The following is a 23843-nucleotide window of genomic DNA, read 5'->3' on the forward strand; positions in this document are numbered from 1 at the left end:
AATTATAAAAAAGGAGACATAATGAAGATGGGCGGTAAAAATATTTTCAAATATATAAAGCTTTTATTAATCCCCTTTGTATCATTTGGCCCGTTTTTATTAAGTATTTATTATAAAAGTAATTCAACATTTAATATTAAATATCAAAATACTAATAATATTGAAACTAATCAATTAATCAAAAAATATAATAATAAAGTTGATGTACCTTTAACATTCCCTAAAGCTAAAAATGGTTTAATTTTTGTTAATTGAGTTGATATAAAAAATAATTTTCCATTAAATTTTATTCCTGCAGGCGAACAAAGAGATATTATTTTGCAACCTTATTTAATCAAAGAATATAATAATTTTTCTAGTAAAAAAATGCTTTTCTTACAACTTATTGAACAAAATATTTTAAATCAAGAATTTGAATATGTTGCTTTAATTAAAGAAATTCTTAATAAAGAAGAATATGCAACCGGATATAACAAATATAATTTACAAAGAGAATTTATTTTAATGATAGACGAGTTTAATGATGACATTTTTTATAAAAAAACACTTATTAAAAACGTTATGCCATTACAAGAGCAAAAAAATAAACTTAAATTACAATCTAATCAAGGTTTCGTTATTCATGAAGTTGAGGGCAAATCACCATTGATTGATAGTAGTATTAATACACATAAAATTAATAATAGTTCATTTTTAAATAAATTTTTTAATTTTTTCTCTAATAATAGTACCACTATATTAAGCGCAATATATAGCGCTCTAAGTTTAGCAACTGTTTCTGGGATTGGTTATAGTGTTTATAAAGGTATTAAAGATAAAAAAGATTGAGAAGATGGTGCTAAACAACTAGAAGAAGACTTAAAGGCTAAATCTACTTATACATTTCAGTTTGAAACATATAAATTAAATAATGACGATTTTAAATGAAAAGTATTTAAATATTCAAGCGATGATATAAATACGGATCAAAATAATTGGGAAGAAATAACTCAGGAATTAATTGATGTTATTAATATTAATAATAATTTATTCACATTTGAATTTAAATATAATCCAAAATATAATAAAAATAATAGATTAATCATATTTTACGAAAAAAAGAATAAAAACAACAATAATAATAATTCTACTGTAGAACAAGCTGATTATTCATATGATATTTATTTATGAAATTTTTATGATAAGAAAAATAATATGGAAATAGATGTTTATGATAGACATAAAAAAAATAAAATTGGAAAACTTAAATTAAATAAAAAAGAAAAACACGAAATTCAAATTAAATCCCCTTCAAGATAATATGCATTAAAAACATCGGTGTATTTTGCCGATGTTTTTAATTATATCTTGAATATTTTAATTTTTTAATTTCAAATGGCTTAATTATACGATATTCGCCAATATTCATTTTATCAACATTTAAAAATGAATATGATCTACGGTGCAAGTTTATAACTTTTTTATTGAATTTTTCAAATATTAACTTTACATGATGATAACTACCCTGATGTAAAGTAATTTTATAAAATTTATCTATAAGATGGGTTATTTTATGATAACTCATTTTTTCATTAATAAAAAAGTTTTTATTAATTTCTTTCAATTCAATAGCAGAAAGCGGTTTATCGATTTCTACATTATATTCTCTTTCAATTTTAAAAGAAGGATGTGAAAGTAAATGTGTTAAATTGCCATCATTAGTAATAATAATTGCTCCAGTAGTATCCTTATCTAATCTACCCACTGTATAAATTCTTTTTGAAGAAGGAATTAAATCGACTACTAAATTTTGATGATGTTTATCATTTGAAGAACATACATATCCTTTTGGTTTATTTAATAAATAATATTCTTTTTTTTCAATGTTAATTTGCTTATTATCAATAAGAATAATATCGTTCTCATTACATTTATCACCTAGTTTAGCAACTTTATCATTAATTTTGACTTTATTTTGTTCAATAAGTTTTTCTGCTTTTCTTCTAGAGCAAATTCCTGATTGAGCTATTAATTTTTGTATTCTTATATTACATTCATTTTTCATATATTTTTATTCCTTGCTCCGAAAGCTTATCTTTAACATTTTCATATTCATGATTAACAACAGCTTTAAAACCTTCATCAAAATCATTTAAAACTAACTTTCTTATTTTTTCTATTCCTGGGTATTTTCTGCCACGACATATTTTATCGGCAATAAATACACACTTATCAAGCCAACTTAATTCTAATGCCATTGTAGTATGTTTTTTTATAGCTTCAACAATTTCATCATCATTAATTAAGTATACATTTTTTGCTCAAGCAGCACCACACAACTGATGATATTCATGGGGTTGAACATTTATATTGCCATAATATCTCTTAATAAATTTTTTAGACTTTTCTTCATCTCATTCTTTTGCTATATCATGAAAAATTGCCGCAACATAAGCTTTTTGAGAATCAAAATTATGTGCTTTTGCAATTTTTCTTGCGAATTCACCTGCATAATGACCGTGCTTAACTCTTCAATAGCTAGCACTTGAATTTACTAATGCTTCAATATATAATTTATTTTTGCCTATGTATTCTTGTACATTTTTATTTACACATGAAAGATCGCCTTTACGATAGTTAGTGCTTGATTGCTCATAAATATCATTATTAATAAGTTTCATATTAAAACGTTTAATATTAATTTTATTAATATTTTTACTGCGTTTATATACACACATTTTACTGTTTTTAGCAATAAAATCAATATATTCTCATTTATGTAATTTAGGAAGATTATCACTACCAATAATTAAAAATAATTCATCATTAGGATGCTTATGCTTAAAGTATTTAATTGTTTCAAATGTATAACTTTTTCCTTTTCTATCAACTTCAAAAGTAGATATTTCCATTTTATCTTCTAAGCAAAGTTTAATCATATTTATTCTATGAATTGGATCAACTGGCATTTTATTTTTAAATGGATTAATATAAGTTGGAATAAATATTAATTTATCAAGATTTAAATCTGCTATTGCTCTTTTAGCAATAGCAACATGACCTTTATGTATAGGGTCAAATGACCCTCCGAATAATCCTATTTTCATAAATTTAATTATATAGAATAAACAAAAAAGTATTTTTTAAACTAAATAAAATTTACTTATTAATTTAAAAATAAAATATACAATATTTTCAAAAAATTTTCATTATATAAATTATATACTTATATAAAAATGTTGTTTATATTACAAAAAAAGCATTTTTTATAGTTTTTTAATATTTAATCAATAATTAACAGAATATATTTAAAAGTTTAATTTTAAAAATAAAAAATTAAATAAAGTATTTAAAAGTTTTAAAGTAAGTTTTTAAATTTCATTTGTGAATTTTTATATTAAATTTTAACTTTTTTATAAAATGTAATAAGCCAATAAATTAAAGCTAAAAAATAGCATCAAGTTGATAGAAGTGAGCATAAGAATTGACACAAAAAAGACAATTAAAAATTTAACTTATTTTGACTTGTTTGATTAAAAATAATCATATTAAAATTACTAACAGATTAAAATAAGTTAAAACAGTTAAAATGATTTTATAATGTTTTTATTAATTTAATACTTAAAATATTATCATGTTATTTATTAATTTTAATTATAAATTTATAATATTTAGCACAATATTACGATATTTTAAATTCATTATAAATTTACAATAATCTATAATGAATTTAAAATAATAAAAAATACACCTGTTTAATACAGATGCTTTTTTATATATAAATTAGTTTAATTATCAAATAATTGTTCTTTTTTTCTTGTCAATAAACATTTTATCTGTTTCTTTAACATCAAAAAATTCATAAAATGCATCATGATTTTGTAATTGAACATTTGCTCTTAATTTACCAGGTGCATGAACATCAGATTTTAAAAGTAATTTTTGATATTGTTCTCTATATTTGCCTTTTCATGAAGAAGCTCAAGAAATAAAGAATTCTTTTCCATCAAAATCTTTTTCACTTTTAGCAGCTTCATAAGCAGCAGCCAAACCGCCTAAGTCAGCAATATTTTCGGATACAGTTAATTTACCATTACATGTCCCTATATTTTCGCCAAGTGAAATTCCATCAAATAATTTAATAACTTTAGTCTTTTTCTTATTAAATGCAGCTCGATCTTTATTTGTTCATCAATTGTTTAAATTACCTTTTTCATCAAATTGAGAACCATTATTATCAAATGCGTGCGAAATTTCATGAGCTATTACTGCCCCAATTGAACCATAATTTTGTGATGAAGAATAATCTGAATATGAATAAAATGGTTTTTGTAAAATAGCAGCTGGGAAAACTATTACATTATGAAATGGATGAAAATAAGCATTTACTACAGCTGGTGACATACTTCAGTAATCTCTTACTACAGGTTTTAAGTATTGTGAAAATCTATATTCCATTTTAATTCTTTTAAAATTAATGATATTATCTAGAATATTACCTTCTTCCCCCTTTATAGTAGTTATAAACTTATCATAATATGGTTCATATTTTTCAGGATAACCAATCATTTTTTTAAGAGATGAAAGTTTAATTATGGCTTTTTGTATAGTTTCTTTTCCTAATCAAGTATTTTGTTCTAATCTATTTTTATAAATACTGATCATTTTATCAACCATATTTTCTACATTTTTCTTTGCATCTTGTCCAAATTCTCTTTTACCAAAATAAATACCAAATGGCATATTAAAAAATGAAATTGCTAAATCAATTGTATATTTTTCTTCAGCCTTCATAGACTTAATGCCTGTAATTGCTTTATTATATTCAAAAGCAATTTCTCTAGCTTCTTCAGAAAGGAGAGGCATGCTTGAAGTAATAAAATCTACTAACATCAAACTTTTAAAATTTTCAAAAGTTTGTACATTGTAAATTTTCTTTAATGCTTTAATAAATCTTGGATTATCTTCAATAATTGTCTCTACATCTTCTTTAACTAAGGATTTAGTAATTTTTTCTAAATTAAATAATTTTTGTTTTTTATCTATATCTTTTATTTTAAAAATATTGTATGAAGCAACATAATTAGCTCTTTCCTGAGCTGTTTTAGACATTTTTATTAAACTTTGATCAAAATTAATTGCACCTTGTACTAATTTAATTGCCTTTTCTTCTTCCATACCATATAGTTTAAGTAATTTTACCTTAACATTTTTTCAAATAGTAAGAAGATGAGTTGCCATTTTTTTATTTTTATAGTAACTTTTTTCAGGTAGTATTAAACTTGGTGAACCCATTGCTAAAACTTGTTTAGAACTATCTTTAAAATCTTGAACAACATCAAAATCAATTGGCATAAGAAAACCATTTAGTAATAATTTTTTGTAGTTCTTATTAATATCTTCATATGAGGAAAGTGAATTAATTATTTCTTCATATTTTTTAATTGGACTGAATCCTATTTTGTCTTTTGCTGTTTTACCTCTTAATAATTTATAAAATAAAACAAAATTATAAAGCGTTTTATCCTTTAAATTTTTAACATCTTTCACTAATTCCGATGTTAAAGCTTTTCTTTTCTTTTCTATCAATTTACTTAGTTCTTCAAATCCGCTAACAGAAGCTTTGTCATCATCAATTTTTGCTTTTTCTAATCACTCCCTATTTACTTCTTCATAAAAATCATCCTTTAAATTTTTTAAGTTATATTTCATATGTCCCCCCTATAAAAATATGTTTAAATTATATAAAAATTGTATAAAAAATGTTTAAAAAGAAAACTTTTTAAACATTCGAATATTTAATTTATACAAAAAATTTATATATAAATTAAATAATAACTGCTGTGCTTGGAGGATATATAAGTAGTAATACAGCTAAAGTAATTCCGAAAAAAATTAATGTAGAAATTGCATCTGTCATAGTTGAAAGTAAAGGTGCTGACATAACTGCTGGATCACGTTTTAATTTTATAGCAATAATAGGAATAATTGTCCCAAGAAATTTTGAAAAAATAATTACTATAAATAAAGATAATGATGAAACTAAAGAAATAATTATAAATGGAGCTGGATGAGCTGTTAAAGAATTATAAGAAGTAGAAAGAAAATATATTAATAATCTTGCAAAATTAACAGCAAATAATATGCTGCCAGTCACAACACTAACATTAAATTCTTTTCATATTGCCTTTTTAAAATCACTTTTCTCTATTTCACCTAATGCATATGCCCGCATAATTGTTGTAGCAGATTGACTTCCAGCATTACCAGCTGATCCACTAATGACTGGAACCATACCAGTAATTACGGCAGTTGTTATAATTGCAGAAATTGCTGTTAAAGAAAGAGCCTTTTCAGCTACTCCAGTAAATTTTTCAATAATTAGTTGAGAAAGTGTTGAACCTATTAAAAGTAATATTAATCAAAATACCCGAGATTTAACAATTGATCAGTTAGATTTTTTTAAATATTCTTTTTCTGATTCTTTATCAGAAATAGCAGCCATTTTATAAATATCTTCGGTAGCCGCTTCATTAATAGCGTCAATAATATCATCAGAAGTAATCATTCCAACCACAAAATCATTTTTATCAACAACCGGAATAGAAGACATATCATGTTCAGCAAAAACTTGAGATGCATATTCAATTTTATCAGTAGTTTTTACACTGGCAACAGGGAACATTACTTCATTAATTTTAGTCCCTTCTTCAGCAAAAACAATATCCTCTAGTAGAGCTCCGCCAACAAGTTTACGATTTTCATTTACAACAAAAAAGTAATGAGAAAGTTCAGCATTTTTCTTTTCATATAAACGCTTAATTTTATTTAGGCCATTTTTACAATATGATGTATCTTTAAGCAAAACAATATCAACAGCAGCAATACTACCAACTTCATCATCTTTATAGTTTAAAATTACATTAATAATATTTCTTTTTTCTTTAGGTGTTATTTCTAAAATTCTTTTAGCAATTAAAGCGGGCATTTCTTCAAGAAGATCAGCCAATTCATCAGTTTGAAGGATATTAAGAATTTCAGTATTATCACTTTCAAGAATTTTTTCAACAATTTTTTGTTGAATATCGGGTTCAAAATAAGAAAAAAGTTCAGCAGCATCTTCGGTGCCAATTACTCTTAAAAGAAAAAAAATTTGTGATGCAGATGCATTTTCCAATTCATAAGCAACATCAGCAATAGGAGTATTATTAATGTATGTTCTAATTTCATTAATATTTTTATTATTAATAATATCAATCAACATAAATCCCCCCCTTTTAATTTAAGTTTAACATTTCTGATAATTTAGATTGTAGATCTTTAGGATCAACAATAATTGTTTGACTACGTTTAATAAATGAAATAGTACCAGTTTCCTCACTTACCACAATTGTTAATGAATCAGAAACTTCCGATATACCAATAGCGGCACGATGTCTAGAACCATATTTATTATCAATAGATTTTTTTGTTATTTTATAGAAAGTAGAAGCATAATAAATTTTATTATTTCTAATAATTACAGCGCCATCATGAAGAGGTGAACTTTTTGAAAAAATAGCAATTAAAAGACTTGAAGAAATATTAGCGTCAAGAATAATTCCATCAGTACGAAGCATATCAAGATTATCAGAATTTTCAATTGTTATAAGTGCGCCAATTTTATGTCTAGAAAGATAACTAATGGCTTCTTTAAGCTGATTTATAACCCTTAATTTACTTGAAAGAGCTAAAATTAAGTTTTGTTTAGATCTTTTTAAACGCGTTTTTTCTTTAATATAACTTATTAATAAAAAAACGACAAATCCTAAAATAATAAACAAAATAGTGGATGATAAAGCTATTAAAATATTGATTTGATTCTTTTCCATATTAATACCATCCTCAATAAATATTATTATTTATTATATATTAATAATAAGCAAAAATACATTTATTTAATATAATTAAGAATATTATGAAAGGATAAAAATGAAGAAATTTATTGACGATTTAGAATTAAAAGACAAAAAAGTTTTAATAAGAGTCGATTTTAATGTTCCTATTAACGAGAATGGTGAAATTACTTCTTTAAAAAGAATTAAAGCCGCTCTTCCTACAATTGAAAAAGTTATTAACGATGGAGGAAAAGCAATTTTATTTTCACATCTTGGAAGAATTAAAGAAGAAAAAGATTTAGCTAAAAATAATCTAGAGCCAGTAGCACAAGCATTAGCAGATTTATTACAAAAAAATGTTACTTTTGTTAAACAAACAAGAGGAGCTAATTTAGAAGAAGCTATTAGAAGAATGCAAAATGGTGACGTTTTATTAGTACAAAATACAAGATATGAAGATTTAGAAGGTAAAAAAGAATCAAAAAATGATCCTGAATTAGGCAAATATTGAGCTTCATTAGGTGATTTATTTATTAATGATGCTTTTGGTACAGCACATAGAGCACATGCTTCAAATGTTGGGATAGCATCAAATATTGAAATATCTGCTTTAGGTTATTTAATGAATAAAGAAGTTGAAGCATTAAATAAAATTGTAAATGCACCAAAAGAACCTTATGTAGCTATTATTGGTGGAGCTAAAATTAGTGATAAAATTGGTATTTTAGAATCATTAGTTAAAAAAGTAGATAAATTATTAATTGGTGGTGGAATGGCCTATACGTTTCTTAAAGCGATGGGACACACAATTGGTAATTCATTACTAGAAGAAGAAAAACTTGAATATGCTACTAAATTTATGGAAGAGCATGCAGATAAAGTTGTGCTTCCTATTGATTCAGCAAATGCTACAGCATTTAAAGATATGGAGCCTGTATTTTCAGGAAGAGATATTCCTGAAGGATATATGGGATTAGATTTAGGACCTGAGTCAATTGAGCTATTTGTAAAATCACTTGATGGTGCAAAAACAGTGTTTTGAAATGGACCAATGGGTGTTACTGAATTTGAAAACTTCAAATATGGAACATTTGATGTAGCTAAAAAAATTAGTGAATTAAAAGATGTTTATAGTGTAGTTGGTGGAGGAGATTCAGTTGCAGCTATTGAAAAACTTAAATTTGAAGATAAGTTTTCTCATATTTCAACAGGTGGTGGAGCCTCTTTAGAATTACTAGAAGGCAAAAAATTACCTGGTGTTGAATCAATTCAAGATAAGTAATTATTTTTTTTAGTATTAAAACAAATATATTAAAAAAGAGTGAGCACAATTCACTCTTTTTTTTAATATTTAATTTTTTCTTTTCTAATAAATGATTCATTATCTTGATCAAGAAACTTAAGTTTTGGTTTTTGAATTGAGTTATTATTAATAATATCACTTGCCTTAATAAGTGTATTACTGCCCACAATTGAGTTAACATGAGTAATTAATTTATCTTCTTTGTATCGCGGTTTAATTTCTTCAAAAATTGATTTTTGAAAATATATATTATTTTTATATTGCAATTCACTAATACCAAACCCCAATCCTTTTATAGGTTTATTATTTCAATACTCCTTAAATAGAAATTGCGCTATTTCATTAAGTTTTGTTTCCGTTTCTATATATTGTTTAGATTTAAATTGCTTATTTATAAATGAATTTTGGCCATCATATTTTATAGAAATAATAGCCACTTTTCCAAGCATATTTCTATTTTTAGCTTTAATTCAAACTGAAGCAACTAATTCAGATAATAAGTAAGAAATATCGTTAATATTATCAATACTAAGAAAATCAATGCTTTTAATATTACTAATTGATTTAGGAGTATACATTTCTTCACGTTTAATAATTTCAATTCCATTAAGATTATTTCAATAGTTTAAATAAGTGTTTTTAAAAATCTCTTTAATAATATTTTTATTTTTAAAAGAGCGATAAAAATCTCCTATAGTATTAATATTATTACTTCTTAATTTATTTTCAAGCGACTTACCAATTCCAAAATATTCTCTTATATCTAAATGAAAAAAACGCTTTTCAATTTCATTTGGATATGTAAATAAAATACCATAAGGTTTAGCTAAATTAGTACTCATTTTAGCTAAAAAATATGTAGTTGATATACCTATTGAAATAGGAATACCAAATTTTAACTTAATATCTTTTTGAATTCTTTTTGCTAGAGTAACGCTTGTGGTTTTAATATTACTTTTATTAATTAAATGTGTGACATCAATAAAACACTCATCTATAGAAAATATTTGTATTTTATTTGAATAATTATTTATTATATATTCAAATATTTGATTACTTATTTTCATAAAATGAGCAAAATTAGGACTTCTTCATATAGTCCCTGGAGCAATTTTAGATATTTCATGACGATACATTCCGACCCTAGCGCCCATTTTTTTAGCTTCGTAACTTAGTGAAATAGCAATACTTTTCCCTATAGCTACCATTTTATTTTGTAATTCAGGATGAATAATTCTTAAAGCACTAACAAAATAGCTGTCAAAGTCAATATGAAAAATAATATTCATTATTTTTCAATTCTTTCTTTAACAGCTAGATATATTAAATTGGCACAATCATAACGATTTAAATGAGTTTTAACATTATTAAAAACATTTAAATCGCCTATTATATTTTCATATTTAATTTCCATATTAATTAATTGATTATATTTTTGAAGAATATTTAAAATTTCATCTTTAGTTTTATTGTTAATTGTTTCAATCATAATATCACTTGATGCAACACAAATTGCGCAACCATTTGTTTTATGTTCAAAAAAATAAAAAGAATCTTTATTTTCCATTTTAAGAATTATTTTATCTACACATCTATTACTATATTTAGTAAAATTATCTTCTTCAGTTAAATTGTTATTAGCAAACTTAGGATTAGAATATCGTGATGTTATTAATTGGATTTTATATTTTTGGTCTATTATCATCTTATTTGTTGTAAATCAATCATGTATTTTTGTTTTAATACAATAAGAACAGTATATAAAGGAATTAAAACACTTGTAAAAAGTAATGTTTCAATTCCTGATTTAATAACCATTCAAATCCCAAAAGCAAAATATTCTTGTGAAAAATAAGGTATTAAAGGTTTAATGCTTCCTGTACCTCTTTTACTATTAAGAAAATGAACAAGAGCAAAATTACCTCATGCTCATCTGAATAATACAGAAATTAATGCCACCAATGCAAAAATCATGAATATAGTTAAAAGTTTATTAATTTGTTCATTATTATTATTATTTTCAATATTACGATTTAATACTAAACCTCGTTGTGATATGCGTTTTTTCATAGCATATTTTATTCAAACTGTTGCAATAAAAACTGTAACACAAAGAGCATAAATTACTGAAATTAAAATTAAAATTGAACTTGTAATATAAGCATCTTCAACCTTTTTAACACCACTCAGTTTTGCTAACAATTTAGCATCAAAAGCATTATATGCAACAAATAAAATATTTAAATACATTGTAATAGAAAGTAAAATTGAAGCAAAAATTAACATTGCAATTTTATTTTTTCTGTATAAAGAAAAGAAAGATCAACTTACAATAACAATTAATGGAGCTGCAATGGCATAAACATATGATCAATCATAGATCCTTCCAAATAAAAACATTTTAGAAAAATCACAAAGAACAGCAAAAAATATTCCATACCCCAAAGGAAAAATTAATCCTACTAAAATATAAAATAAATGTTCTACTTCTATATTAAGAGGCCCAGGTAATAAAATTTTTTTAATACCAAAAAATAATAAAAACATAGCAAAAAGCATTCCACTAATTGCAACTTCAAATAGTGTTATTTTTCTAAAATGAACAGATTTTGCAGAAAACGCTCTAATAGCATTTCTAAACTTTTCAAAAGGGAATTTAATAGCGTTTCAAATTTTCATATTTAAATATTATCAAATAAAAAACAAAAATATCAAAAAAATAAAAATTCAATACCTTTAAGTATTGAACAAAAATAGATAACTATTTTTAATTATTTATATTTTATTAACTAAAATGGAAGTATTATTTCAGTAATTTTTGTTTTTGTTTCATTATCAAATGATATGCTTGCATTAGAACCAAATTTTGTACTTCCTTTATTAGCATAAGCAAGCTTAATCATTGAAGTTATTCCATTAGCAATATTAAGAACTAAAGGAACAATTGCACTAATAATACTAATAAAACCAGAGCCATAAATGTTTGCTTTTTGCTCATCATTTAATTTTTTAAAATCATTCATATAACCTCCTTTCAATAGCAGTAGTTCAAAACATATTGAAATAAAAGTTAAAAAAACAAAATTAATAAAAACAACTTAATTTTTCCTAAAAGTATTTAATATTGATATTAATTGTTAATATATTATAATTTTAATTATGAATAAAATTAAAGGGACTAAAGATTATTTTGGTGCAGAAGCTCAAAAAATGATTCATATAAAGGATGTATTTTTCGATTGTTGTTATCGAAATAATTATTCTTATGTAGAATCGCCAATTATTGAATATGTAGATTTGTTTAAAAGAAGTAGTGGCGAAATGAGTGATATTGTTTCAAAAGAAATGTATACTTTTTTAAGTAAGTCAAATAAACAATTAGCATTAAGACCAGAAGGCACGGCTCCATTTATTAGATTATTTTTAGAAAATAAGTTAATGAATGAACGCTTTAAAACTTATTTTTATTTTGGTCCAATGTTTAGATATGAACAGCCGCAAAAAGGCAGATATAGACAATTTAATCAGCTTGGTATTGAAAATATTTCACAAGTTAATTATATTAATGATTTTCAAGTATTAATGTTGGCTTTTGAAATATTAAATAAATTAAATATTAAAGATTTTAAACTTATTATTAATAATATTGGAACTATTGAAGAGCGCGCTATATATAAAAATGTTCTTAAAGAATATCTTTCTAATTATAAGGAACAATTAGAACAAGAATCATTAGCTCGATTAGATGCTAATGTTCTTCGAATTTTAGATGATAAAAAAGAACAAGGTAAAGATTTTATTAAAAATTGCCCTAAAATTATTGATTTTCTTTCTGAAGAATCAAAGCTATATTTTGAAAATATTAAGAATTTATTGACAAAGTTTAATTTTGATTTTGAAGTTGATTTTAATTTAGTTAGAGGCCTTGATTATTATAATAATTTAGTATTTGAATTTGTTTCAACTTCAAAAGCTTTAGGTTCGCAAGCCGCTATTATAGCTGGTGGTAGATATCAAATTAAACTTGAAAATGAGTGTATTGATGCAATTGGATTTGCTGGCGGGATTGAGCGAATACTTGAAATTTTAAATTATAATAATTTTGAGGTTCAAAATGAGTTAACTAATTTAATTGTTATTCTTAATGAAGAAGAAAGAATTGAAGCGCTTAAATTGTTTAAACAACTTTCTGAAAATGCAAGAACTTATTTATACCCAGATGTCATAAAACTTAATAAAGCTTTTAAACTTACCGCTTCTACTAGAGCTCATAATTTAGTTTTTAAAAATAGGACAAATAATAGCAGCAACTGAATAATTAAAAATCAGATTACTAAAGAAATTAAAAATATTGATTAACAAAGAAGAATTACTCTTCTTTGTTTTTTTCATTAAAATAGTGTGGAAAAAATATGAAAAAGGCAAAATATAATTTTGTAAATCTTACTATAAATATATATTTAATTAAATAATTTATATATAGAACATTACTTAAATTTAATAATTAGTGGCTCTAATTTAATAATTAGGAGATAAATATGAATAGTAAATATAAGAAGGTATTATCAGCGGGAGTATTTTCAACATTAGCACTAGTTAGTATTAGCGGAGCATTAATTAGTGCATACACTACTACACGAACTACATTTAAAATTAAATATGAAAATATTCAACATATTATAGATAAAAATTTAACGAATGAATATGATAATAAAGTTAATACGCCTCTTAAAGTTCCTAAAACTAAAAAAGGATATATTTTTGTTAATTGAGAAGAAAAAGAAACTAAAATAGCTTTGGATAAAATTCCTTCTGGTTGAAATAGCGATATTATTCTTATTCCTTATGTTATTAAAGAATACAAAGATTTTAGTGCTACAAAGCAATTATTTTTATTGCAACTTTCAAATTATTCTAATAAAAATCTTGTTAATAATATTAAAAAATTAATTGCTGAAGAAGAAAAAGCACAAGGTTTTAATAAGTTTGATTTACAACAAGAAATCTTTAATAGTATTACAACTCTTAATAATATTTTAAATAAAGGAGCAGAAGAAAGTGTTAAAGCTTTTAAAAGAAAATTTAGTAATGATAAACTAGATATTTTAAGAGATAATCCATACAATAATAATGAGTTATTTACTGAAAGTAGTAATGAATATTCACAACTTGTTGAAAGCATTGATTCTTCATTTGAACAAATTAAAAAGAAAATGCAATTACAATTAGATTATTTATCTACTAATGAAGAATTTGAAAATATGGTTAGTGAATATGAGCAGCAAACAGCAAAATTAATTAGAAATTTTAATGAAAAAGCTACGGAAATTAGAGATTATTATGTTAATTTTGAGTTAAGTGCCATTCAAAATATTTCAGAACTTGAAAATGAATTTAAAACTAATTCAGATTTAATTGAATTATTTAAAAAAGCCGAAGATTCTCTTGATAATATTTCTTTACTTTCAAAACATAAGCAATTACAGGAAAATTTAAAACTACGTTTAAATAAACTTATATTTGATATTAAAAGTGCTTTATTATTTAATAAAAAAAGTAACAATAATCACACTTTTAGATCTTTTTTAAAAGTTGCTGCTGGCTTTGTTTCTTTAATTACTTTTGGTCTTATTAGTTACAAAGTAAGTAATACACTTATTAGAAAAAGAAGAGAAATAGAAAATGAAGAAAATGAGATTAAAGATGCGCAATTAGAAGCTGAAATTGAGAGAAATGTAAAGCAAAAATTTAAAGACTATCAAAATAGTAAACAATATTTAATAGATAAAAGAGCATGAAATTTGGAAAAATTAAAAAAAATTAAATTCTGCTTTTTCTAGTAAATATATATTTGATCTTGTTATTGAAGTTGACAGAAGCAATGAAAAAAATATTCTCCCCTTTTCACAACAACTTAGCGGAATGTGAGATAACTCCGATAAATCTAATCCTTATAAATTAAAATATAGCATGTTAGATGAAGAAAACAAGGGAAAAGATTTATTTTTTGTGCACCCTTATTGAACATCAGGAGAAGAGTATATTAAAAATGATAATAAAAATAAAAATTGAGAGTATAGAGATTGAATAAATAATAGAGAAATTTCGATTTTTTCTTCATTATATTATTTTGACTCAATACCTTATACACAAATTGAAAATAGCTCTATAAATATTGGTTTTACTAAAAAATTTAAAAAAAACGAAAATAAATTTGAAGAAGAAGTTCAGACAAATGATTTATCATTAAAAGAACTAATAGGAAAAGGATGAATAAAAAAAGAATGAATTAAAAGTAAAGCGAATGGTATATATAAAAATAAAGATCATATATTTATCAATGTTTATATTGAAGAAATGAGTGGAAATACCGAATTTGACAATGAAAAAAAAGAAGAATTTAAAAAACAAATAAATAAAGAAATTAAAGAAAAACACAAAAAATAACTTTTCATTAAACTTAAAAACTTTTTAAAATTTTTTCATTTTAAAAACAAAAGTAGTTTCATATTTAAATTTTAAAAAATTACACAAATTAAAAATTTACTATTTTTTAATAAATAAAAAAACGCTTTCTTCTTTTTATTAAGATATCGCTTAAGTTTATAATTCAAAAAATATTTAATTTATTAAATTGACAAACTTTTTTATTTATATGTAATTATTTTTTTATAAAAAAATAAAAACAAAAATATTTATTTAATATATTTTTTAATTGAAATTAATAAAATAATTGTCATATTTTTAAATAAAAAATAACAGAAATATCCCAAACTAATGTAAAAATGGCATAAAATAAAAATAATAGCATTTTCATTTTTGCTCGCTAATAAAAATATTTATTTTTTCAAATTCTATTTTATTGCCAATTATTATTGATCTAAAAATAAAATTATATTTTACAATAAAGCGTTTTAATTTTCGAGTTAATAAAGGCTGTAAATTTCATTCTAGTTTTTTTGTTAATATTAAGACATCTCTATATTCTGTTGCTCTTTTGCATATCACTAAATTAATATATTTTTGGGAATATTCTATTATTAAGTCTATTTTTTTTAGATCTTATTCAAATTGCAAATATAAAATACACATTAGTAGACTATAATAGCAAAATTTAACATAAAATTATCTTATATCACAACAGTTTGCAATGTGGCCAAAAGCAAAAAATTATTTTGTATTTTTATTTTTAAAACAAATTATTGCAAATCTTCAATGTTCATTCATATCTTTAAAAAATTCAATATCAAATTCTTTATATTTTTTATTTTGAAAAATATTGTAAATGTGATCACTAATTTCTAAATAAAGTTTTCCATCTTTATTTAGAAATTTATCAAGATTTTTAATTATTTTTTCATAAAAAAAGAATCCATCATTTTCAGCAAATAAAGCTTCATATGGCTCAAAATCAAGAACACTTGAAGGCAATTGTTCTTTTTTTGAAATATAAGGAGGATTAGAAATAATATAATCAAATTTTTGTTTAATATTATCAAACATATTTGATTCTATTATTTCAACATCAAGATTATTTTCTTGTGCATTTATTTTAATTTGTTCAATTGCCTCTTTAGAATTATCGGCTAAACAAACTTTAACACTTCGATTAAAATTATTTTTAAGTGAAAGACCAATGCAGCCACTGCCTGCACATAAATCCAAAATATATGCGCTGCGTTCGTATATTTTTTCTCTTTCTCTTAAATAAAAAAGATGAACCATTTCTTCTGTTTCATAACGAGGAATTAAAACATTTTTATTTATTTTAATTTTAGTATCAAAAAAATCAACATAACCCATAATTTTTTGAATTGGCATACCCATTTGAATTTCATTTAATTCATCATTAGATATAACTTCTTCAAGATTATATCTTCTTTTTTCTCTTAATAAATCTTCTTTATTAGCCATTATAAACCTGATTTTGATAATTTTTCTGCTTGTTCAAAAGCTATTAATGAATCAATAAGAATATTAATTTTACCTTCCATTACTGGTTTAAGTGATGTTGAAAAACTAATACGATGATCGGTAACACGATCTTGAGGATAATTATAAGTTCTAATTTTTTCGCTTCTATCACCATTACCAGCTAAAGCTCTAAATCCGCCTTCTTCTTCTTGTTTTTTTTGTAATTCTAAATCATATAATTTACTTTTTAAAACATTTAATGCCATTTCATAATTTTGGATTTGACTTCTACCATCTTGACAGGTTACAACTATCCCAGTAGGAATATGAGTTAAACGCACAGCACTATCTGTAGTATTAACTGATTGACCGCCAGCACCAGAAGAACGGAAAACATCTCTTTTGATATCATTTTTATTAATTTCAATACTAATATTATCATCAATTTCTGGCATAACCGTAACTGTTGCAGTTGAAGTATGAACTCTACCTTGAGTTTCAGTTACTGGAATTCTTTGTACACGATGAACTCCTGATTCAAATTTAAGTTTTGAGTAAGCATTTTCACCCTTAATTGAGAAAACTACTAATGAATAACCGCCTGTAGAAGTAGGATTAGAATCAATATATTTAACTCTCATATCATTTGCTTCAGCTCATTTTATATACATTCTGTATAAATCGCCAGCAAAAATATTAGCTTCATCTCCACCGGCAGCCCCCCTAATTTCAATGATTACATCTTTATTATCATTTTCATCTTTAGGAAGAAGAAGGATTTTTAATTCTTCTTCTAATTTTGGCATTTCTTCTTCAATATTAGTAATTTCTAACTTAGCAATTTCTGATAACTCTTCATCTTTTTCAAGTAACATTTCTTTAGCAGATGCCAAATCCTTTTCCAGTTTTAAATAATTAGCAAACTTAAAATAAATCTCTGATAAATTATTATATTCTTTGTTTAATTTATTATATTCTTTAATATTATTAATAATCTCAGGTTTAGTTAATTCTTTTTCTAATTCCCTATACTTATTAAATAATCTCATTAATGAATCATACATAGCTTTTTTCATAATTTTTATTATATATTAAATGGTATTTTTTACAAAAAAAACTTGCCTATCAAAGCAAGTGCAATTTGTAAAAAAATTAATAATATGACTTTTTAATTGGAAATTTTTTTGTTAATTTTTTAATAGCTTTTAAACTTTTGATTTTATTTTCTTCAGAAGGATCTTTTAAATATGAATCCATAATATTTGCTAAATAAATAAACTCTTTTTGTCCAAAACCTCTTGAAGTCATAGCAGCTGTTCCTAGTCTAATTCCAGATGAAATAAAAGGACTTTGTGTGTCAAAAGGAATAGTATTTTTATTAGCCGTAATATTAATTTGACTTAATAATTCCTCACATTCTTTACCATTTTTATTATATGTTTCTAATACATTTAATATAAATAAGTGATTATCAGTTCCATTTGAAACAACTTTAGCACCTAATAATTTGAAAGTTTCGCTAAAAGCTTTTGCATTGTCAACTATATTTTGAGCATATTCTTCAAAAAAAGGTTGAAGCGCTTCTTCAAAAGCTACAGCTTTTCCAGCAATAGCATGGAATAAAGGTCCTCCTTGATAACCAGGAAATACTCATCTATTAATTTTAGCTGCAAGAGTTTCATCATTTGTCATAATAATAGCTCCTCTTCCACCTCTAAGTGTTTTATGAGTTGTTGAAGTAATTAAATGAGCATATTCAACTGGTGAAGGATGAACTTTTCCAGCAATTAATCCAGCTATATGGGCAATATCAGCCATTAACTTTGCTCCCACTTCATCAGCTATTTCTCTAAATTTTTTAAAATCAATTGTACGAGAATAAGCAGAATAACCACAAATAATAACATCAGGCTTAACTTCTTTTGCTATTTCTAAAACTTTATCGTAGTCAATAACTCCTTCTTCATTAACATCATAAGTAAATGAATCATAAAAAATCCCACTAAATGAAATTTTATAACCATGTGTTAAGTGTCCGCCAGATTGCAAAGACATTCCTAATAGTCTACCTCTTCTATCATTAGGCATTAAGGCAGCTAATGCAGCAGCATTGGCTACTGAGCCTGAATAAGGTTGAACATTAGCATATTTAACGTTAAAAATTGCTTTTAAACGATCGATAGCCACTTGTTCAACGACATCCACATTTTCACAACCGCCATAATATCTTTTACCTGGATAACCTTCACCATACTTATTAGTTAAAACTGATCCTTGTGCTTTTAAAACTTGTTGGCTAACATAGTTTTCGCTAGCAATAAGTTCAATATGCTCTTTTTGTCTTTTAAATTCTTTATTAATTGCATTTTGAACAACTTTATCTTTTAAAAATATTTTTTTATACATATCTATCCTTTACTAAAGATTTAATAACTTAATTTTAATTAATAAAAATAAAAATGCTTCTTTTTATATTAAATTTTATTTGTTTTAATTTTTAAATAAAGCAAGTTAAGCAAAAAATCTTTAATTAATACATATAATTTAAAATATGCATAATTTTGAAAAAGAACTAAAACAAAAATTTATAGTTGGTTGTGATGAAGTTGGACGAGGTTGTTGTGCAGGGCCATTAGTAGCCAGTTGTGTAATGTTACCTTATGATTTTAAGAATGAATTAATTAATGATTCTAAGAAATTATCTGAATCTAATCGAAAAAAATTAGAAGAAATTATTAAAAAAAATGCAATTGAATTTTATATTGAATTTATAGAACCACAAATAGTTGATAAATTAAATCCTAAAGCCAGCAGTAAACTAGCTATGAAAAGGTGCGTTGAAAAATTTCGTAACAATATTGAATTAGTAATAACTGATTTTGAAAAAATTGATATTAATTTAAAACAAATTAATTTAATTAAAGGTGATGAAAAAAGTTTAAATGTTGCTGCTGCTTCAATTCTTGCTAAAGTTGCAAGAGATGAATACATGAAAGAAATAGCTTTAACTTATCCTGAATATCATTTTGAATTGCATAAAGGCTATAATACCAAATTACATCAAATCGCTCTTGAAAAGTTTGGTGTAACACCAATTCATCGGCTTTCTTATAAAAATATTAAAAAGATATTAAATTAAAATTTTTATTAAAATATATTGTTGCTTTTAGTTAATATTTTTTGTTTAAATTAACTAATTGTAATAAAATTAAATATATATTTACTTTTAAGGAGAAAATATGCAAAGCGAAAAACTGAACGATCAGGAAATAGTTAGAAGAGAAAAATTAGAGTTTTTCAAAAAAAATGGTATTGAATCATTTCCTAAAAGTTACACATTTTCTGATACTTTTTCTTATAAAAAATTACATAAAGAATTTGATTCTTATTCTAAAGAACAACTTCATGATATGAAAATATCAAAAGCTATTATAGGTAGAATTATGACTAAAAGAAGTTCATTTTTATTATTAAAAAATGAAAACGAATTGATGCAAGTTTATTACCCAAAAAAAGAAATGGATCAATTTAATTTATTGTTTGACAAATTAGATATTGGTGATATTTTATATGTTAAAGGTTCTTTAATGAAAACTAATACAAATGAATTAACTTTAAGAGCCAATTTTATTAAATTAGTTACAAAATCATTAAAACCTTTACCAGATAAATTTCATGGATTAGTTGATATTGAAGAAAAACTTCGTAAACGTTATTTAGATTTAATTGTTAATGAAAATTCTTATATTAGATTTAAAACAAGAAGCAAAGTTATAAGTGCTATTAGAAATTATTTTGAATCATTAGATTATCTTGATGTCGAAACTCCAATATTACATTCATATTTATCAGGAGCTAGCGCTAAACCATTTACAACTCATCACAATGCTCTTGATCAAGATTTTTATTTAAGAATAGCGACAGAAATCCCACTAAAAAAATTATTAGTAGGTGGGTTTAATCGTGTTTATGAAATAGGAAAAATCTTTAGAAATGAAGGAATTGATACCACTCATAATCCTGAATTTACTTCTATAGAATTTTATGAAGCTTATTCAAATTTTGAAGGAATGATGGAGCATACTGAAAAACTTATTAGAGAAATTTGTCAAAAACTTAATATTACTCATCTTCAATTAGGCGAAACATCGTTTGACATTAATAAACCATTTAAAAGAATTAATATGACTGATGCAGTATCAAATGCTACAAATGTAGATTTTAAAAATATTAGTTTAGAACAAGCTAAAGAAATCGCAAAAAAATATCATATTGAAGTTAAATCTTATTATAAAATAGGTCATATTATTAATGATTTATTTGAATTATTAATTGAAGAAAGTTTAATAGAACCTACTTTTGTAACTCATCATCCTATTGAAGTTTCACCACTTTCAGCAAAAACAAGCGATCCAAGATTTACTGAAAGAGCAGAACTTTTTATAAATAAAAAAGAATATGCAAATATGTATACAGAACTTAATGATCCTATTGATCAATTAGAAAGATTTAAAGCACAAATTCATGAAAAAGAAGCTGGTAATGATGAAGCAAATGATATTGATTGAGATTTTATAACTGCTCTTGAGTATGGTATGCCACCTGCAGGAGGATGTGGAATTGGTATTGATAGATTAATTATGCTACTAACAAATCAAGAAAGTATTAGAGAAGTATTATTATTCCCAACATTGAAGGAACAAAATAAAATTAATAAATAGTTTATGTCAAAATTTATAAATAAATCAAATGAGCAATTTTGAAATGAGTTATTTGCTTTAGAAAAAAGTGGAAACTTGTCTATTTTACTTAAAGAGATTAATAAATATTATGAAGAATATTTTTTATTTAAAGATATTCAAAATGAACTAACAAAATATAAAGAATATGTCTTAAACTTGCCTTTAAAAATTAAACAACAAAACATTTTGAAGATTTTAAATGATATAAAAAATTCAACATTTTTAGGATTAATTAATTGAAAAGATTCTGAAGAAGATGTTAAGGTTATGTATATTGATTTAATTACTAGTATGATTAGAAATCCACAAGTAAATTCAACAAAAAGATACGTTTTATTTAAATCATTAGAATTAAATAATGTTGATATTAAAATTGAAACTGAAGGCTTTATTCTTAAAACTTTTGAAACAGATTTTTTAAATTCGCCTTCTTTCCTTAAAAAATCAAAAAAAATTGAAGATGCACTTTCTAAGTATATTTCAGTTAATGATATAGCACAACAATTGCTTCTTCAAGAGCATTTAAACAATTTTCCAAATTCAGAAAAAATTAATGAAAAATCAATAAAAACTATTATAAATAAAGCTTGTAAGCTTTTAAATATCAAAGATATTAATATATAAAAATAATGGTTACATATATAATATAGTAATATTTATTTTATATGAAGAAAGAGAGAAATATGACAAAAATAAATCATTTAGAAAGTAGTGCACAAATAGAAGTTATTGTAAGTGTTGATTCTAAACTTTGAACAGTAGCTCGTGAAAATGCTGTTAAATTTTTACAATCTCAACAAAAGGTTAAAGGTTTTAGACCAGGACATGTTCCAGCAAATTTACTTAGACCACTTTCAGAATTTGAAATTAATAATAGAGCAATTTCTAAATTATTTCCAAAAATTCAAGATGAAGCATATGATGCTGTTAAAGATAATACAAAAATTATTGGTAGACCAATACTTAATGTGGTTAAAATGGATGCTAATGAACTTGAAGTTTCATTTAAATATCCAACGCTTCCAACAAGATTTGATCTAGATTTTTCTAATTTAAATTTAAAACTTGAATCTAAAGAAATTACAAGCATAGATGTAGAAAAAGCCATTAAATCTTCACTTGCTAATAAATATGCACTTTGAACTTCTTCAGAAGATGGCGTAAAAGAAGATAGCAAAATTAATATTAGTTTTAGTGGTAAAATTGGAGGCAAAGAGTTTGAGGGTGGTGATGCTGACAATCTTGACATTATTATGGGAGAAAACAGTTTTTTGCCAGAATTTGAACAACAATTAATTGGTCTTAAAAAAGGTGAACCAACTGAAATTAAAGTTATATTACCTAAAAATTATGGAAATGAAGAAATTGAAGGAAAAGAAGCTATTTTTACTGTAACAATTAATTCAATTGAAAATAGATCTTTCCCAGAAATTAATGATGAATTTGTTAAAAATTTAAAAAACACTAATTATACAAACTATGAAGAAATGTTTCAATTCTTTAAAGAAAATGAAATTAAGCATGCTATAGTATTTGCTAAAGATAAAATTGTTAATGATGCAATTAATAAATTAATTGAAACTAATAAAATTCCTACTGCTGAAATTATGATTAATGAAGAATTAAAGGCTGTAGAAAACAGATTTAATGAAAAAATCAAAAATTTAGGATTTACAAAAGAAGATTATTTCCAATATACAGATTACACACCTGAAAAATTACAAGAAGAATTAAAATTTGAAGCTGCTAAAAATGTTCAAAGAAAACTTGTTAATATGTGAATTATTGAACAATTAGGATTAACTGTAGATAAAGAAGAAATTAATAATTTTTATGAACAAAGAGCTAAAGAATTTAATGTTAGTGTTGATAAAGTTAAAAAATTACAACCAGAGTATGCTGTTTTTGAAATGTTATTAAATGATAAATTCTTTGATGAATTTATAAAAGTTCTAGATGCAGAAGGTCATGCTTTACTTGTTGAAGGGAAATTAGTATATTTCAAATAATGCCTAAATAGGCATTTTT

General features: G+C 24.0%; 21 protein-coding genes. 9 read left to right on the forward strand and 12 right to left on the reverse strand.

Annotated features, from left to right (window positions below):
- Positions 1-21: 21 nt before the first annotated feature.
- On the forward strand, positions 22-1299 hold the full coding sequence (locus QMA87_RS01080; RefSeq protein WP_283833690.1) for a hypothetical protein: 1278 nt from the start codon (positions 22-24) through the stop codon (positions 1297-1299).
- A 37-nt stretch (positions 1300-1336) separates the two neighbouring features.
- On the opposite strand, the gene QMA87_RS01085 is transcribed toward QMA87_RS01080, so the two are convergent.
- The 5 genes from QMA87_RS01085 to QMA87_RS01105 all read right to left on the reverse strand — a co-directional run bounded on the left by QMA87_RS01085 (position 1337) and on the right by QMA87_RS01105 (position 7850).
- On the reverse strand, positions 1337-2044 hold the full coding sequence (locus tag QMA87_RS01085; protein ID WP_283823587.1) for a pseudouridine synthase: 708 nt from the start codon (positions 2042-2044) through the stop codon (positions 1337-1339).
- On the reverse strand, positions 2028-3086 hold the full coding sequence (locus QMA87_RS01090) for a nicotinate-nucleotide adenylyltransferase (protein ID WP_283833691.1): 1059 nt from the start codon (positions 3084-3086) through the stop codon (positions 2028-2030). Before QMA87_RS01090 ends, QMA87_RS01085 begins: the two co-directional genes overlap by 17 nt.
- Positions 3087-3771: 685 nt before the next feature.
- Positions 3772-5691, reverse strand: coding sequence for a M13 family metallopeptidase (locus QMA87_RS01095; RefSeq protein ID WP_283833692.1), 1920 nt, complete (start codon positions 5689-5691; stop codon positions 3772-3774).
- Between the two features lie 115 nt (positions 5692-5806).
- On the reverse strand, positions 5807-7243 hold the full coding sequence (gene mgtE, locus QMA87_RS01100) for a magnesium transporter (RefSeq protein WP_283823590.1): 1437 nt from the start codon (positions 7241-7243) through the stop codon (positions 5807-5809).
- A 13-nt stretch (positions 7244-7256) separates the two neighbouring features.
- Positions 7257-7850 (reverse strand): diadenylate cyclase, encoded by a 594-nt coding sequence (locus QMA87_RS01105; protein ID WP_283823591.1) that lies wholly within the window; start codon positions 7848-7850, stop codon positions 7257-7259.
- A gap of 100 nt (positions 7851-7950) precedes the next feature.
- Between QMA87_RS01105 and QMA87_RS01110 the strand changes: the two genes are divergently transcribed.
- Positions 7951-9138 (forward strand): phosphoglycerate kinase, encoded by a 1188-nt coding sequence (locus tag QMA87_RS01110; protein ID WP_283833693.1) that lies wholly within the window; start codon positions 7951-7953, stop codon positions 9136-9138.
- A 62-nt stretch (positions 9139-9200) separates the two neighbouring features.
- On the opposite strand, the gene QMA87_RS01115 is transcribed toward QMA87_RS01110, so the two are convergent.
- The 4 genes from QMA87_RS01115 to QMA87_RS01130 form a co-directional block, all read right to left on the reverse strand.
- The gene (locus QMA87_RS01115; RefSeq protein ID WP_283833694.1) at positions 9201-10448 is read right to left on the reverse strand and encodes a Y-family DNA polymerase; all 1248 of its coding nucleotides are present in this window, start codon (positions 10446-10448) and stop codon (positions 9201-9203) included.
- A complete protein-coding gene (locus tag QMA87_RS01120) occupies positions 10448-10864 on the reverse strand; it encodes an iron-sulfur cluster assembly scaffold protein (RefSeq protein ID WP_283827403.1) in 417 nt (138 codons plus the stop codon). The genes QMA87_RS01115 and QMA87_RS01120 overlap by 1 nt, the downstream gene beginning before the upstream one ends.
- The gene (locus QMA87_RS01125) at positions 10858-11838 is read right to left on the reverse strand and encodes a hypothetical protein (RefSeq protein ID WP_283833695.1); all 981 of its coding nucleotides are present in this window, start codon (positions 11836-11838) and stop codon (positions 10858-10860) included. Before QMA87_RS01125 ends, QMA87_RS01120 begins: the two co-directional genes overlap by 7 nt.
- Before the next feature lie 110 nt (positions 11839-11948).
- Positions 11949-12182: a hypothetical protein gene (locus QMA87_RS01130; RefSeq protein WP_283823596.1), complete on the reverse strand. Its 234-nt coding sequence runs from the start codon at positions 12180-12182 to the stop codon at positions 11949-11951.
- A gap of 136 nt (positions 12183-12318) precedes the next feature.
- Between QMA87_RS01130 and hisS the strand changes: the two genes are divergently transcribed.
- From hisS to QMA87_RS01145, 3 genes are all read left to right on the forward strand, one after another.
- Complete coding sequence (hisS, locus tag QMA87_RS01135) at positions 12319-13518, forward strand: histidine--tRNA ligase (RefSeq protein WP_283833696.1); 1200 nt, start codon at positions 12319-12321, stop codon at positions 13516-13518.
- A 179-nt stretch (positions 13519-13697) separates the two neighbouring features.
- On the forward strand, positions 13698-14999 hold the full coding sequence (locus QMA87_RS01140) for a hypothetical protein (protein ID WP_283833697.1): 1302 nt from the start codon (positions 13698-13700) through the stop codon (positions 14997-14999).
- Positions 15000-15081: 82 nt separating this feature from the next.
- Positions 15082-15606: a hypothetical protein gene (locus tag QMA87_RS01145; protein ID WP_283833698.1), complete on the forward strand. Its 525-nt coding sequence runs from the start codon at positions 15082-15084 to the stop codon at positions 15604-15606.
- A 723-nt stretch (positions 15607-16329) separates the two neighbouring features.
- Here the strand turns inward: QMA87_RS01145 and prmC are convergent.
- The 3 genes from prmC to glyA form a co-directional block, all read right to left on the reverse strand.
- The gene (prmC, locus tag QMA87_RS01150) at positions 16330-17073 is read right to left on the reverse strand and encodes a peptide chain release factor N(5)-glutamine methyltransferase (protein ID WP_283833699.1); all 744 of its coding nucleotides are present in this window, start codon (positions 17071-17073) and stop codon (positions 16330-16332) included.
- Entirely contained in the window at positions 17073-18149 is a 1077-nt protein-coding gene (gene prfA, locus QMA87_RS01155) for a peptide chain release factor 1 (protein WP_283833700.1), read from the reverse strand. Before prfA ends, prmC begins: the two co-directional genes overlap by 1 nt.
- Positions 18150-18225: 76 nt before the next feature.
- Complete coding sequence (glyA, locus tag QMA87_RS01160) at positions 18226-19479, reverse strand: serine hydroxymethyltransferase (RefSeq protein WP_283830433.1); 1254 nt, start codon at positions 19477-19479, stop codon at positions 18226-18228.
- A gap of 145 nt (positions 19480-19624) precedes the next feature.
- Between glyA and rnhB the strand changes: the two genes are divergently transcribed.
- The 4 genes from rnhB (at position 19625) to tig (ending at position 23824) form a co-directional block, all read left to right on the forward strand.
- Positions 19625-20212 carry a ribonuclease HII gene (gene rnhB / locus QMA87_RS01165; RefSeq protein ID WP_283827225.1) on the forward strand — a complete coding sequence of 196 codons (588 nt, stop codon included), beginning with the start codon at positions 19625-19627 and terminating at the stop codon, positions 20210-20212.
- A 100-nt stretch (positions 20213-20312) separates the two neighbouring features.
- On the forward strand, positions 20313-21794 hold the full coding sequence (lysS, locus tag QMA87_RS01170) for a lysine--tRNA ligase (protein WP_283833701.1): 1482 nt from the start codon (positions 20313-20315) through the stop codon (positions 21792-21794).
- Positions 21795-21797: 3 nt separating this feature from the next.
- The gene (locus tag QMA87_RS01175; protein ID WP_283823929.1) at positions 21798-22439 is read left to right on the forward strand and encodes a hypothetical protein; all 642 of its coding nucleotides are present in this window, start codon (positions 21798-21800) and stop codon (positions 22437-22439) included.
- A gap of 59 nt (positions 22440-22498) precedes the next feature.
- Entirely contained in the window at positions 22499-23824 is a 1326-nt protein-coding gene (tig, locus tag QMA87_RS01180) for a trigger factor (protein ID WP_283827228.1), read from the forward strand.
- Positions 23825-23843 lie beyond the last annotated feature (19 nt).

Source organism: Mycoplasma phocimorsus (genome assembly GCF_030077875.1).
In the GTDB taxonomy this organism is placed as follows: Bacteria; Bacillota_I; Bacilli_A; order Mycoplasmatales; family Metamycoplasmataceae; genus Mycoplasma_H; species Mycoplasma_H phocimorsus.